We start from the raw sequence: 14,628 nt of genomic DNA on the forward strand, positions 1-14,628 counted from the left end.
CCCCTCGATCCCGCGATCCTGAAACGCGGCGACACGGTGGGGATCGGCATCCACACGGGCAATGCCCTGCGCGGCTACGAGATCGGCAAGGCCGCGCGTGAGGCGGGGGCCACCGTGGTCTACGGCGGCATCCACGCCACCCTGTTCCCCGACGAGGCCCGCGACCTCGGCGGCGCCCATGCGGTGGTGACCGGCGACGGCGAAGTCGCCTGGCCGACCGCGCTGGCCGACATCGCGGCGGGTGCGCCCAAGCCGCTGTACGACGGCGGCCGCATCGCCGCCGAGCAGTTCAAGCCGGGGCGCTGGGACATGCTGCCGACGGGCAAGTACATGTGGGCCTCGGTGCAGACCGTGCGCGGCTGCCCGAAGCACTGCTCGTTCTGCTCCGTGTGGCGCACCGACGGCCAGGCACCACGGCATCGGCACGTCGACGTCGTGATCAACGAGATCCTCGAATTGCGTCGGCGCGGCTTCCGCTTCATCGCGCTGGCCGACGACAACTTCTACCCGGTGACGCTCGAGGACCTGCGCATGGCGGCGCGGCGCGAGAACAAGGACCGGCTCGAGGAGTTGAAGGCGATCCGGGCCGAGCGGTTCGCCTTGATGGAGGAACTGGCGCGCCTGCCGAAGGACACCGTGATGTTCACGCAAATCACGATGGAGGCCGCCGACGATCCGGAGTTCCTCGACGCCATGGCGCGCGCCCACATCAAGGGCGCGCTGGTCGGGGTCGAGTCGGTGACGCCCGAGGGCCTCAAGGACGTCTACAAGGGCTTCAACGTCGCCGGCGAGGCGCTCGTCACGCGCCTGCAGCAGTTCCGCAAGCACGGCGTGCACGTGCTCGGGTCGTTCATCTTCGGACTGCCGAGCGACAAGCCCGAGACGTTCGACACGTGCCTCTCGGTGGCCGAACGCGCCGACGTGACGTTCGCGCAGTTCGTGATGTTGACGCCATTCCCGGGCACGCTGGACTTCGCCGCCTGGGAGAAGACACTGGGCGAGCATCCGGAGTCGGTCAACGGCATCCCGGTGTCGCGCCACTGGCTGATCCCGCAGGCCGTGCGTCCGAAGGTGTACATCGAGCACCCGGTGATGAGCGCGCAGGAGATCCGCGAACGCACGCAGGGCGTGTGGGACCGGTTCTACTCGACCAAGAGCATCTGGAAGCGCGCCAAGGTCGTCAAGTCGCTCAAGTCGCGGCTGGCGTTCCTGCTGATCTCGAAGATCTACCGCCAGATGTACGCCAACACCGGCATCGCGACCGACAGCGCCCGCGTCAGCCGGTCGGTGCGCTGGGCGCGGCTGATGGCCATCCCCTGCCAGAAGCTGTTTGCCGGCACGCCGATGCCCGACCTCCAGCTGCGTCCGATCGAGCAGCAGAGCAAGGCCGAAGCCGCGTAAGCGTTCCATCAGTGGGCCGGGCTCGGAGAGCCGGCCCTACCGACTGCTTTACGGGGCCGGGCTAGGACAGCCGGCCCTACCTGTTTCTGCTGGGTCGGCCGGCCCCTAGATGGCCCCGGGTACCCGGTACCCGGTACCCGGTACCCGCTACCCGTCCCCCCTACGTCGTCCACCCCCCGTCCACGACGTGGATGGCGCCGGTGGTGAACGCCGACTCGTCCGACGCGAGGTAGACGGCGAGCATCGCGATCTCCTCAGGCTGGCCGAGGCGCCCCATCGGCTGTCGCTTCTCGAACGCGGCGAGCACCTCGGCCTCCTCCTGGCCGTTGGCCGCCGCCTGCGCGCGGATACGGTCGCGCAACGACGGCGACTCGACCGTGCCCGGGCAGATCGCATTGCACCGCACACCCCTGGCGACGAAATCGGCCGCCACCGACTTGGTGAGCCCCACCACGGCCGCCTTGCTCGCGCCATACGCGAAGCGGTTCGGCACGCCCGTCACGCTGGACGCCACCGACGACATGTTGATGATGGAGCCGCGGCCCTGCGCCACCATGCCCGGCAGGAACGCGCGCACGAGCCGGAATTGCGCCTTCGCGTTGAGCGCGAACGCGAGGTCCCAGTCGGCGTCGGTGCACTCGAGAATCGAGCCGGCGTGCACCACGCCGGCGCAGTTGAACAGCACATCAATCGTGCCGAGTTCGGCGACCAACGCCGCGATCTGAGCGCCGTCGGTCACGTCGAGCACGCGCGTCTCGCACCCGGAAAGCGTGGCGAGTGCGGCGGCATTGATGTCGGTGGCGACCACCTGCGCGCCTTCCCGGATGAATGCCTCGGCGCTGGCGCGGCCGATGCCCTGCGCCGCCGCGGTGATGAGCGCCCGTTTCCCTGCGAGTCGTCCGGCCACGATGGTCTCCCGTGCGGCCCGCCCTCGGGCACGCGGCGCCATTATCGCGCGGTGGCGCGCCGCTGCGCCGCTCGTGGCACCATCGTGCGTGTGCGCACCCCTCTCGCGTCCCTGATGCTCCTCGCCCTCGCGGGCGTCGCCGCGACCGGCCAGGCCCCGTCCGTCCGGTGGGAGCCGCTCTCGACCGGCGTGTCGGCGCGCCTGCGCGGCATCCATGCCGTGTCGGCGCAGATCGCCTGGGCGAGCGGCGAGCGAGGCACGGTGCTGCGCACGACCGACGGGGGGCGCACCTGGCAGCCTCGTCCGGTCACTGGCGCCGAAGCCCTCGACTTCCGCGACATCGAGGCCTGGAGCGAGACCACCGCCGTGGCGATGAGCGCGGCCCCCGGTGAGGGCTCGCGCATCTACAGGACGGAGGACGGCGGTGCCACGTGGTCGCTGCGGTACACCGCCACCGAGGCAGCGATGTTCCTCGATGCGATCGCCTTCGTGGACGGCGCGCGCGGCGTGGCCGTGAGCGATGCCGTCGCCGGCCGGTTCGTCGTGCTGACCACGGCCGACGGCGGGCGCTCCTGGACCCGCATCCCGCCGGAGGCACTGCCGCCCGCGCTCGAGGGCGAGGGCGCGTTTGCCGCCAGCGGCACCAACGTGGCCGTCCGCGGCACCCACGTGTGGATCGCCACCACCGCCTCGCGCGTGCTGCACTCGCCCGACGCCGGCCGCACGTGGTCGGTCGCGACCACGCCGGTGGCCACCGGGCAGGCCTCCGGGATCTTCTCCATCGCCATGCGCGACGACCGCCACGGCCTGGTGGTGGGTGGGGTGTACACGAAGGAACGCGAGGCCGTGGACAACGCCGCGGCGACCGACGACGGCGGCAGGACCTGGCGGGCAGCCCCGGGACTCTCCGGGTATCGCTCGGTGGTGGCGCCTCTGCGCGCGCGAGGCCCGCGCGCGTGGATCGCCGTCGGGCCCTCCGGCGCCGACGTGTCCGACGACGATGGCGTGCGCTGGACGCCGGCGGGTGGCGAGGGGTACGACGCACTCAGCATGGCCCCGGATGGGTCCGTGGGCTACGCCAGCGGCTCTGCCGGCCGCATCGCCCGCGTGACACACAGGTAGGGCGCGGTCTCCGACCGCGCCGCTATCCCACGGCTGTCGCGAACGGCGCGGTGGGACACCGCGCCCTACCTCGGAGACCGACCTCCGCGCAGGACATCCAGCGTTCGGCGTTAGGCGTTAGGCGTTAAGCGTTAAGCGTTAAGCGTTAAGCGTTATAAGCTCTCCCCATGACTCGGGTGTGCCTCGTCGGCACGAGCCTCGTGTGGCTGGCCACGACGGTGATGCGCGCGCAGACCCCGGCCCCGCCTCGAGCCCCGGCGGCCGGTCCCGCGCCGCCTGTCGCCGCAACCGCGACGGTCGGCCGCATCGACTACGCGACACAGATCCAGCCCATCCTCGACGAGTTCTGCGCCGACTGCCACGACAGCAACACGCGCAAGGGCGGCCTCTCGCTCGCCAACTACGCGGACGTGCTCGACGGCGGCCGCAGCGGCGCGATCGTCCGTCCCGGGTCGAGCCGCACGAGCCTGCTGGTGGAGCGGATCGACGGCACCACCGAGCCCGTGATGCCCAAGGGCGAGGACCCGCTCCCGGCCGCGCAGCAGGCGCTCATCCGCGCCTGGATCGACGAGGGCGCACGGCCGACGCCAACCTCACCGCCCGCACCGCCGCCCTGGGAACTGCCGCTCACGCTCACGCAACCCGAGGTGCCCGCCAGTCCGTGGCCCGCCTGGGATCGCCCGGTGGATCGCCTGGTGGCCGACTACCTGTCCCGTGTCGCGCACCGGGCGGCGGCCCCCGACGTCGTGTCCGACGCGGTGTTCGCCCGCCGCGCCTACCTCGACGCGTGGGGCCTGCTCCCCGAGCCGGCAGCCCTGCAGGCCTTCATCGCCGATCGGCGCGCCGACAAGCGGGAGCGCCTGGTCGCGACGCTGCTCCTCGACAGCGATCGGTACGCCGATCACTGGATGACCTTCTGGAACGACCTCCTCCGGAACGAGGACGGCGTGACGTACTTCTCCGAGCAGAACGGCCGCCGCAGCATCACGCCCTGGCTGCTCGCTTCGCTCCGAAGCAATACGCCTTACGACCGCTTCGTCAGCGCGCTGGTGAACCCGGCCGCCGACGGCCCGGAGGGCTTCCTGATCGGCGTGAACTGGCGCGGCGAGACGAGCGCCGCCGTCACGCCCTGGATGCAGGCATCGCAGAACACGGCGCAGGTGTTCCTCGGCGTCAACATGAAGTGCAACGCCTGCCACGACAGCTTCGTGAACAAGTGGAAGCTGGTCGACGCCTTCGGGCTTGCGGCGTTCTTCTCGCCGGAGCCGCGGCTGCGCCTGTACCGCTGCGACGTCGCGCGCGACGAGTACACCGGCCCCCGCTTCCTCTTCCCCGAGTTGCAGCGCGCGCCGCGCAGCGACAGGCTCGACGACCGGCGCGAGGCCGCCGCCGGCATCTTCACCGACCCGCGCAACGGCCGCCTGCCGCGCACGCTCGTCAACCGCCTCTGGGAACGCCTGCTCGGCCACGGCATCGTCGCCAACTCGGACGAGATGGACACGCCGCCGTGGAGCCCGCCGCTGCTCGACTGGCTCGCCAGCGACTTCGTGGCACACCAGTACGACGTCAAGCACCTCGTGGCGACGATCATGACGTCGCGCGCGTACCAGTTGCCGGCCGTCCCTCGCCGCGCGGAGCCCGCGGCGAAGGGCTACGTGTTCGAGGGACCCGAGATTCGGCGGCTCACGGCCGAGCAGTTCGCCGACGCGATCGGCACGCTCACCGGTGAATGGAGCACGTGGCCGGGCCCGCCCGCGCCGCGCCCGGCCGGGCCGGCGAGCGTTGCGCTCCGGCTCGACTCCGACTCGCCATCGTCAGGTGTCTTCGGGCGCGAATGGCGAGCGACCTCGAGTTCCCTCACACGCGCGCTCGGACGGCCCATCCGCGACCAGGTGATCTCGACCCGCCCCGACGATGCGACCACGCCGCAGGCGCTCGAACTGGTGAACGGCGAACGGCTCACGAGTTGGTTGATGCGCGGGGGCCGCCGGCTGGTCGGTCAGCTGGAGCGCCCCGTATTCAGCCGCTACAACGCGACGATCGCCGGGCGGGCGCCCAGGCCCCGCGGCTTCGACCTCGACGTGACCGGCGCGACGGCGATGTGGCTGGTGGTGGAAGACACAGGCTCGAACGAGCCGGAACTCGTGTCGCCGGTGTGGCGCGAGGTGTTCCTCGAACAGGCGAATGGGACGTCCACGCGCCTCACAGAGCTGGTGGCCGCCGACGGCCCGAAGGTGCAGCATCGCAGCGAGACGCTGCTCCAGGTGCGGGCGCCCTCGATGATCCGACTCGACCTCACGGGCCGCGGCTTCGTGCGGATGCGCGGGCTGGTCGACATCGCCAACGCGCGCAGCGAAGTGGGGGCGACGCTCAATCCGTCGGTCCGCTTCTTCATCTTCGACGCGGAGCCCGACCGTGCGCACCTGCTGCCGTCGAGCGGTCCGCCGCCCGTGGCCGCCCCGGTGGCGACCTCGTCGGCACGCGTGCTCGTCGATCGCGTGTTCTGGCAGGCGCTCGCACGGGCCCCGTCGGCCCGTGAGCGCGCCCTGGCCGAGCGGGCCGTGACCGACGCCGCGCAGCCCGGCCGGCTGTCGCCTGCGGGTGTGGCCGACTTCCTCTGGGCCGTGCTGATGAAGCCCGAGTTCCAGTTGCTCTTCTGAGGCACGAGATGGCACGCGAGTCCCACGCCCGCCCCGCCTCCCCGGTCGACGACGATCCGACGCTGTCGGCCCTGTCGCGCGAGGAACGCCGCATCCACGCCGAGGTCAGCCGGCGTCACTTCCTCGGCGCGACGGCCGCCGGCACGCTGGCAGCCCTGGCCGGGAGCGAGCCGCGCCTCCGTGCCGCGGCGCCTGCCCCGAAGGCCACCGCCGATGCCGTGATCGTGCTGTGGATGGCCGGCGGCATGGCCCAGACCGAGACCTTCGACCCCAAGCGCTACACGCCGTTCGCGCCGGGGGTGCCGATCAGCGACGTGCTCAGCACGTTCCCGACCATCGACACGGCCGTCGATCACATCAAGTTCACGCAAGGACTCGAGCGCGTCGGCAGCGTGATGGATCGCGGCACGGTGATCCGCACGTTCCAGGCCGCCGATCTCGGCTTCATCCTGCACTCGCGGCACCAGTTTCACTGGCACACGGGCTACGTGCCGCCGCAGCCGATGGCGATGCCGCACATCGGGTCGATCATCTCGCGCACGCTCGGGCCGCGCGAGCCCGACATGCCCGCGTTCATCGCCGTCGGGCAGACGGTGGAGGGCGCCGGCGAGATCGGCACGCTCAAGGCGTTCCACACGGCGGGCTTCCTCGGCACCGAGCACGGGCCGTTCCTCATCGTCGATCCGCAGGACGCGGCCTCGGCAGTACGTCCGCCGAAGGAACTCGGCGGGACGCGCTTCCAGAGTCGACGCCAGTTGTTCGAGCAGTTGCTCGCGCAGGAACCGGTCGGGCGCTATGGCAGCGACTTCCAGCGGGAGTCGCTCGTGCGGGCGCTGGACGGCGCCGACCGCCTGCTGCGCTCGTCGTCGGCGAAGGCGTTCGACCTTGCGCTCGAGCCGAAGGCCTCCTACGACGCCTACGACACGGGGCGCTTCGGGCAGGGCTGCCTGCTCGCGCGTCGGCTGGTCGAGGCCGGCGCGCGCTACGTCGAGGTCACCTCGGAGTACATCCCGTTCCTGAACTGGGACAGCCACGAGCACGGCCACGAGCGGGCTGCGGCGATGAAGAAGCTGATCGATGCGCCGATCGCACAGTTGATCCGCGATCTCGAGGCGCGTGGCCTGCTCGACCGCACGCTGGTGGTGCTGGCCAGCGAGTTCGGGCGCGATGCGGTCACCGAGGGCAAGGTCGGCAACGAAGTGAAGGACCAGGCCATCAACATCCCGAACGTGATGTCCGACATCCGCCACTACGGGATGCACCGCCACTTCACGGCGGCCGGGTCGATCCTGATGTTCGGCGGGGGCATCAAGAAGGGCTTCGTGTACGGCAGGACCGCCGACGAGCGCCCCTGCACCACGCTCGAGCACCCGGTTCCAATCGAGCACCTGCACGCGACGATCTTCCACGCGCTCGGCATCGCCCCGGACACGGCGTATACGGTCGAGAAGCGCCCCGTGTACATCACGCGCGACGGCCTCGGCAAGCCGATCACCGACCTCTTCGGCTGAACGGGCACGACGCCCGGGCTCACTCCCCGCCCCGCCCCCCCGCGTCGAGGCGGCGTTCGAGTGCCTCGATGACGCGCGCCTGCCGCTCCACGATGTCGAGCACGCGCGCCCAGTCGCGCTCGCGCAGTTCGTCGACCTTGGCGTGCAGTTCCATGACCGCGAGTTCGGCGCGCACGTTCACTTCGTAGTCCGCATGCGCCTCCATGCGGTCCCTGGACGCCTGCCGGTTCTGGCTCATCATGATGACCGGTGCCTGCAGGGCGGCGAGGCAGGACAACACGAGGTTCAGCAGGATGAACGGGTAGGGGTCGAACGGGCTCGCGGATTCCTCGTTGAGCGCCATCCACCCGAGGATGATCACGCCGAAGATGCCGATGAACGTCCAGCTCCCGCCGAAGCGCGCCACGCGGTCTGCGACACGGTCGCCGAGCGTCGACTCGGCATCGAAGACCTCGTTGGGATCGCGGGCCACGGGCGTCCGAGCGAGGACACCGTGGAGCAGGCGTCGCTGAAGTTCGCCCAGGCGTCGCAGGCCCGCTTCCAGGTCGAGCACGCGCGGCCCGGCGCCTCCAGTCACCGCTACGCCCGGCAGGAGCCACGCGACCACCCGCACTCCCGAGAGCAGCAGAAGCGCCCCTGCCAGGCCGACCACCAGGTGGCCCATCAGCGCTTCCGGTCCCAGTCCACCGACGCGGTGGGCGATCAGGCCACACGCGAGGGCGCCCAGCAGGCCACCGACCACATCGCTGGCCAGCGTCGACGCGGCACCACCTCGCCACGCACGCCCCAGTGCGCCGCCGAGCACTCCCGCCATCACCCACACCCACACATGCGACATCGATCCTCCCGCGTCGGCGCCTGCCGCCCTCGCGGAAGAGTACCGTGGAGCTTCGCGGTTCGATGGCGGGACGCGAACGCGCCACAGACACATGCATCGTTGGCATGGACGAGCACCGTAACGCGCATGCAACGCATGGCTACGGTATCGTCAAGGGTCGTGGCCCAACTGTCCTCGCTCCCGACCGCCGACCTTGCCGCCGTCCACGCCGACGTCGCGCGCCGCTACGATGCCTTCACGCAGCGGGGCCTGGCCCTCGACCTCACGCGCGGCAAGCCGTCGAGCGAGCAGCTCGACCTCTCGAACGGGCTGCTCGGCCTGCCCGGCGAGGGCGACTACCTGGCGGCCGACAAGACCGACACGCGCAACTACGGCGTCCTGCAGGGGCTGCCCGAACTGCGCGCGCTGTTCTCGCCCCTGTTCGGCGCGCCGGCCAGCCAGATCGTCATCGGCGACAACTCGAGCCTGGCACTGATGCACGACGCGGTGGCCTACAGCCTGCTGAAGGGCACGGTCGGCAGCCCGCGGCCGTGGGCCCGCGAGGACCGCGTGACGTTCCTCTGCCCGGTCCCCGGCTACGACCGTCACTTCGCCATCTGCCAGGACTTCGGCATCCACATGATCGCGGTGCCGCTGCTCGACGACGGCCCGGACATGGACGTGGTCGAAAAGCTCGTGCTCGCGGATGCGTCGATCAAGGGCATGTGGTGCGTGCCCAAGTACGCCAACCCGTCGGGCGCGGTGTACGCGGGCGCCGTGGTCGAGCGGCTCGCCTCGATGAAGACGGCCGCGCCCGACTTCCGGATCTTCTGGGACAACGCCTACGCGGTGCATCACCTGACCGAGGAGCGCGTCGAGATTCCGAGCCTGATCGAGCGGTGTGCGGCGCACGGCAACGCCGACCGCGCCTTCGTGTTCGGGTCGACGTCGAAGATCACGCTCGCCGGCGCCGGCGTGTCGCTCTTCGCAGGCTCACCCGACAACGTGAAGTGGTACCTCGGGCGCATGGGCAAGCGCACCATCGGCAGCGACAAGGTGAACCAGTTGCGGCACGTGCGCTTCCTGAAGGATGCCGACGGCCTGCTCGCGCTGATGGACCGGCACCGCGCGATCATGGCGCCCAAGTTCGAGGCCGTCTCGGCGACCTTCGCCGAGCACCTCGGCGGCACGGGCGTGGCCTCGTGGCTGGTGCCCAAGGGCGGCTACTTCATCTCGCTCGACGTGATGGACGGCTGCGCGAAGGCGCTGGTGCAGGCGGCCAAGGCGGCGGGCGTCGAGTTGACGCCGGCCGGCGCCACGCACCCGCTCGGCCAGGATCCCAACGACCGCACCGTGCGCATCGCGCCGTCGTTCCCCGACCTCGCCACGGTCAAGGTGGCCGCGGAAGGCGTGGCGCTGAGCGTGCTGCTCGTGACCTCGCGTGCGCTGCTGCAGCAGCGCGGCGAGGCGGTCAACGCGTAGGGCTCAGGGCTCAGGGCTCAGAAAGCATCCTGCTCCGAGGGCAAGCACTCTGCGCCATGGGCCTTGAGCCGTCGGTGCGTCCTCTGGCGTGCGCCGACCACACGCAACCGATGGGTTCGTAGCCGTCGGACTTGTCCGACGGTCAGGCAGTTCGCCCTCGTCGAGGCACTCGCCTTACCAGCGCAGCGACATACAGGACAGGCCGGCGTCGAGCTTCATCACCTCGCCCACCGTCAGCGTCCGCACCTCGTGCCCGCGCGCGGCCAGCAACGCGCTCGTCTGCGGGAAACCGTCGGCCATCAGCACCACCCCGTTGATGCCGAGCAGGTTGGCCGCCAGGTCCTCACCGTCGGGCACGATCACCACGTCGAGATCGGCGATGAGCCCCGCGTCGGCAATCTCGCGGGTCGCCAACAGCGTGCGATCGTCGACCAGTGAGCAGGCCGTCTTGAGGTGCAGGACGCCGTCGGGCGGCCGCACGATCACCGCGCGGTACCCCAGCGTCGCCAGCAGGCCCGACAGCGCCGTGGCGCCCACCTCGTCGGTGCGTGCCGACAGGCCGATGTAGACGGCGTCGGGGGTGCGCAACACATCCCCGCCATCGGCGAAGCCCTCCTCCAGGGCCAGCACGCGCCCGAACCGGTCGTCCAGGGCGGAACGGATCTCGGCCGCCTCGCCGAGGCGCGACGCCGCGCCCGGGCGGAGCAGGATGGCGCCTTCCGGGAAGACGAGCGCCGGATCCTCGACGAACACGCTGTCGGGGAACGCCTCGAGCGGCCCGAGTACATCGACGGTGAGCCCGACGCGCGTGAGGATGTCGATGTAGGCCGCATGCTCGCGGCGCAGCGCGTCGATGTCCGGGGCGCCGCGATCCACCGAGCGCAGGCCGTGGATCGCCGAGGCGGCAGGGCGCCGCACGATGGCGTGCGTGAAGGTCGTCGCGGAGGCAGGCATGGCCGAGGACGGTACCACGCGCTTGACGCGGCGCCCACGCCCGGTCAAGGTGACGCGGCATGCTTCCGTCCCGCCGCCACCTGCTCACCGCGCTCCTGGCGCTCCCCGCCTTGCGTGCACGCCCGGCCATCGCGCAGGCGCCCCAGACGCCCCAGGCGCGCCTCGATCGCCTCGACCTCCTGCGCCATCGCGACGACGCCGGCGTCGTCCGGCCCGTCACCACGCCAGCCGAGTGGGCGCGACGACGCGCGGAGGTGGTCCGGGCCATGCAGCAGGTGATGGGGCCCCTGCCCGGGCGGGACAAGCGCGTGCCGCTGGCGGTGCAGGTGCTCGACGAGACCGATGCCGGCACCTACGTGCGACGTGCCATCACGTACCAATCCGAGCCGGGGTCCCGCACGCCCGCGTGGCTCTGTGTGCCGAAGGCCGCGCTGCGCGGCCGCCCCGCACCGGCCGTGCTCTGCCTGCACCCCACCGACAACACCATCGGCCACGACGTCGTCGTCGGACTCGGCGGCCGCCCCAATCGCGCCTACGCGGCCGAACTCGCCGAACGCGGGTTCGTGACCATCGCGCCGTCGTATCCGCTGCTGGCGCGCTACCAGCCCGATGTGCGCGGCCTGGGCTACGAGAGCGGGACGATGAAGGCCATCTGGGACAACGTCCGGGCGATCGACGTGCTGGAGTCGCTGCCGTTCGTCGCTGCAGGCCGAGTCGGCGCCATCGGGCACTCGCTGGGTGGCCACAACGCGGTGTACACGGCCGTGCTCGAGCCGCGCATCGGCGCGGTCGTGTCGAGCTGCGGGCTCGACCTCTACACCGACTACTACGGCGGCGACCCGAAGGTGTGGCAGCCGGAGAAGGGCTGGTGCCAGCTGCGGTACATGCCGCGGTTGCTCGACTACGCAGGGCGCCTGCAGGACATCCCGTTCGACTTCGCGGAGTTGATCGGCGCCCTTGCGCCCCGGCCGTGCTTCATCAGCGCCCCCCTGCGCGACGCGAACTTCCGGTGGCAGAGCGTGGACCGGATCGTGGCGGCCGCGCGTCCCATTTATGCGCTGCTCGGCGCGCCCGGCGCGCTGCATGTCGAGCACCCCGACAGCGAACACGACTTCCCCGACCCGATGCGGCTTCAGGCCTACGACCTGCTGGCCCGGCACGTGCCCGGATAGACCCTGCGGTTCCGGCCTCACACCTTCGGGGTGACCACAGACACGCGGCCCGTCGGGCCGTCGTATTCGACTGCAGAGCGGGGAAGCGAGCAGACTGCCATCATGAACACGTCCGTCGAAGCACCGTCCAGGGGATCGCGCCTGGGCCAATGGGTCATCGGTCTGGTGCTGTTGCTGGGCGGCGGCGGCCTGGTCTGGTACTACGGCATCGGCAAGCCCGCGCCCATCCCACAGGGGGGCGGACGCTTCGGCGGCGGTCGCGGCGAGAAGCCGCCGGTGCGCGTGGTGGACGCCGAACAGCGCAACATCGCCGTCGCGCTCAAGGCGCTGGGCACGGTGAGCCCCATCAACACCGTCATCGTCCGCAGCCGGCTCGACGGGGAGCTGGTCCGCGTGTACTTCACCGAGGGCCAGCGCGTGTCGGCTGGACAGTTGCTCGCCGAAATCGACCCGCGCCCGTACGAGGTCGCCCTGGCGCAGGCCGAGGGCCAGCGCGCCGAGATCCAGGCGCGCCTCACCAATGCGCGCGCCGACCTGGCCAGCTTCCAGTCGCTGTTCGATCGCCAGCTCATCCCGAGGCAGCAGCTCAACGCGCAGGAGTCGCTGGTCAAGCAGGTCGAGGGCACGAGCCAGTCCAACGACGCCCAGGTGAACAACGCCAAGCTGCAGCTGTCGTTCACGAAGGTCACGGCGCCCATCGCCGGCAAGCTCGGGCTGCGCCAGGTGGACGTCGGCAACCTCGTCCGCAGCGGCGACGCCAACGGCATCGTCGTCATCACCCAGACGCAGCCGATTTCGGTGCTCTTCACCGTGCCCGAGACCGACCTGCCCGCCGTGCTCGACGCCATGCGCCGCGGCGCGACGCCGGCCGTGGAGGCCTGGGACCGCGCCGAGACGACCCGACTGGCCACGGGCACGTTGCGCACGGTGGACAACCAGATCGACACCACGACGGGCACCATCCGGCTGCGGGCGGTGTTCGACAACCGCGACGACTCGCTGTTCCCGAACCAGTTCGTCAACATCAACCTGAACCTGTCGACGCTCCGGGCCGCCACGGTCGTGCCTGCTGCGACGATCCAGCGGGCGTCGTTCGGCACCTTCGTCTACGTGATCAAGCCTGATGGCAAGGCGACCATCCGCAAGGTCGTACTCGGTGCGGCCGAGGGCGATCGGGTCGCGATCACGGAGGGCGTCGCGCCTGGTGAACGGGTCGTCCTCGAAGGCGTGGACGCGCTGCAGGAGGGCACCACCGTGGAGATCGTCGGCGGCGGCGCGCCGACAGACGGCGCCGGGGGCCCAACCGGTGGCCGAACGGGTGCTCCTGCCGGCGGCCCACCCACCGGCCCGCCCGGTACTCCTGGGGTAGCACCCCGGCCAGCGGCCGCGGCGCCGACCACGCCCGACGCGGCCGCCGCTCGACCGAAGGCAGCCCGGCCATGAACATCTCGCGCCCGTTCATCCTCCGGCCCGTCGCCACGGCGCTGCTGATGGCGGCGCTGCTGCTGTCGGGTGCGCTGGCCTACCGACTCCTGCCGGTGTCGGCGCTGCCGCAGGTCGACTACCCGACCATCCGCGTGCTGACGTTCTACCCCGGCGCCAGCCCGGACGTGATGACCAGCGCGGTCACCGCGCCGCTCGAGCGGCAGTTCGGCCAGATGCCCGGCCTGGACCAGATGTCGTCGACCAGTTCCGGCGGCGCCTCGGTGATCACGCTGCGGTTCTCGCTCGAGAAGGCCATCGAGGTCGCCGAGCAGGAAGTGCAGGCCGCCATCAACGCGGCGGGCAACCTCCTGCCCAACGACCTGCCGCAGCCGCCCGTCTACAACAAGGTCAACCCGGCCGACACGCCGGTCCTCACGCTGGCGATCACGTCGCCGACGATGCCGTTGCCCGACGTGTACGACCTGGTGGACACGCGCGTCGCGCAGAAGCTGTCGCAGTTGCCGGGTGTCGGGCTCGTGAGCCTGGCCGGCGGCCAGCGGCCGGCGGTGCGCATCCAGGCCAATCCCCAGGCGCTGGCCGCGCACAACCTCAACCTCCAGAGCCTGCGGGCGGTGATTGCCGCCGCCAACGTCAACCAGCCCAAGGGCAACTTCGACGGCCCCGAGCGCTCGTTCATGCTCGACGCCAACGATCAGCTCCGCTCGGCCGACGCCTATCGCGACCTGATCCTGGCCTACGAGGGCGGCGCGCCGCTGCGCCTGTCCGACGTCGCCGACGTCGTGGACGGTGCGGAGAACACCCGCCTGGGCGCGTGGGCCAACGACCTGCCCGCGGTCCTCGTGAACGTGCAGCGGCAGCCCGGCGCCAACGTCATCGACGTGGTCGACCGCATCAATGCCCTGCTGCCGCAGCTGACTGCCAGCCTGCCGTCCACGCTCACCGTCGCCGTCCTCAGCGACCGCACCGACACCATCCGCGCCTCGGTCACCGACGTGCAGCACGAGCTCGTGTTCGCGGTCGGGCTGGTCGTGCTCGTCACGTTCGTCTTCCTGCGCAACATCCCGGCCACCATCATCCCGAGCGTCGTGGTGCCGCTGTCGCTCATCGGCACGTTCGGCGTGATGTACCTGGCCGGCTTCTCCATCAACAACCTCAC

General features: G+C 71.0%; 11 protein-coding genes. 8 read left to right on the plus strand and 3 right to left on the minus strand.

The features are described from left to right. Positions 1–1,401, plus strand: a 1,401-nt coding sequence (locus ACIRDX_RS14985; protein WP_396626243.1) for a B12-binding domain-containing radical SAM protein, incomplete at its 5' end; no start/stop codon positions are given. A gap of 160 nt (positions 1,402–1,561) precedes the next feature. Here the strand turns inward: ACIRDX_RS14985 and ACIRDX_RS14990 are convergent. After that, positions 1,562–2,350: an SDR family oxidoreductase gene (locus tag ACIRDX_RS14990; RefSeq protein WP_396626244.1), complete on the minus strand. Its 789-nt coding sequence runs from the start codon at positions 2,348–2,350 to the stop codon at positions 1,562–1,564. Between the two features lie 42 nt (positions 2,351–2,392). Here ACIRDX_RS14990 and ACIRDX_RS14995 point away from each other — a divergent pair, with 42 nt between their 5' ends. The 3 genes from ACIRDX_RS14995 (at position 2,393) to ACIRDX_RS15005 (ending at position 7,601) form a co-directional block, all read left to right on the plus strand. Beyond that, positions 2,393–3,430, plus strand: a complete 1,038-nt coding sequence (locus tag ACIRDX_RS14995) for a WD40/YVTN/BNR-like repeat-containing protein (protein ID WP_396626245.1) — start codon at positions 2,393–2,395, stop codon at positions 3,428–3,430. A 167-nt stretch (positions 3,431–3,597) separates the two neighbouring features. Next, the gene (locus tag ACIRDX_RS15000; protein WP_396626246.1) at positions 3,598–6,090 is read left to right on the plus strand and encodes a DUF1549 domain-containing protein; all 2,493 of its coding nucleotides are present in this window, start codon (positions 3,598–3,600) and stop codon (positions 6,088–6,090) included. A gap of 8 nt (positions 6,091–6,098) precedes the next feature. Then, entirely contained in the window at positions 6,099–7,601 is a 1,503-nt protein-coding gene (locus ACIRDX_RS15005; protein WP_396626247.1) for a DUF1501 domain-containing protein, read from the plus strand. A 19-nt stretch (positions 7,602–7,620) separates the two neighbouring features. On the opposite strand, the gene ACIRDX_RS15010 is transcribed toward ACIRDX_RS15005, so the two are convergent. Then, a complete protein-coding gene (locus ACIRDX_RS15010; RefSeq protein ID WP_396626248.1) occupies positions 7,621–8,439 on the minus strand; it encodes a DUF1003 domain-containing protein in 819 nt (272 codons plus the stop codon). A gap of 159 nt (positions 8,440–8,598) precedes the next feature. Here ACIRDX_RS15010 and ACIRDX_RS15015 point away from each other — a divergent pair, with 159 nt between their 5' ends. Beyond that, complete coding sequence (locus ACIRDX_RS15015; RefSeq protein WP_396626249.1) at positions 8,599–9,900, plus strand: aminotransferase; 1,302 nt, start codon at positions 8,599–8,601, stop codon at positions 9,898–9,900. Positions 9,901–10,074: 174 nt separating this feature from the next. Here the strand turns inward: ACIRDX_RS15015 and ACIRDX_RS15020 are convergent, their stop codons facing one another. Then, positions 10,075–10,854: a dimethylarginine dimethylaminohydrolase family protein gene (locus ACIRDX_RS15020; RefSeq protein ID WP_396626250.1), complete on the minus strand. Its 780-nt coding sequence runs from the start codon at positions 10,852–10,854 to the stop codon at positions 10,075–10,077. A 59-nt stretch (positions 10,855–10,913) separates the two neighbouring features. Here ACIRDX_RS15020 and ACIRDX_RS15025 point away from each other — a divergent pair, with 59 nt between their 5' ends. From ACIRDX_RS15025 to ACIRDX_RS15035, 3 genes are all read left to right on the plus strand, one after another. Continuing rightward, positions 10,914–12,026, plus strand: a complete 1,113-nt coding sequence (locus tag ACIRDX_RS15025) for an alpha/beta hydrolase family protein (protein WP_396626251.1) — start codon at positions 10,914–10,916, stop codon at positions 12,024–12,026. A gap of 102 nt (positions 12,027–12,128) precedes the next feature. Next, positions 12,129–13,469, plus strand: a complete 1,341-nt coding sequence (locus tag ACIRDX_RS15030; protein ID WP_396626252.1) for an MdtA/MuxA family multidrug efflux RND transporter periplasmic adaptor subunit — start codon at positions 12,129–12,131, stop codon at positions 13,467–13,469. Further along, positions 13,466–14,628 (plus strand): efflux RND transporter permease subunit (locus ACIRDX_RS15035; RefSeq protein ID WP_396626253.1); only part of this gene is annotated, 1,163 nt, incomplete at its 3' end. The genes ACIRDX_RS15030 and ACIRDX_RS15035, both read left to right, overlap by 4 nt.

The sequence above is a fragment of the Luteitalea sp. genome, assembly GCF_044337415.1.
Taxonomy (GTDB): Bacteria; Acidobacteriota; Vicinamibacteria; order Vicinamibacterales; family Vicinamibacteraceae; genus Luteitalea.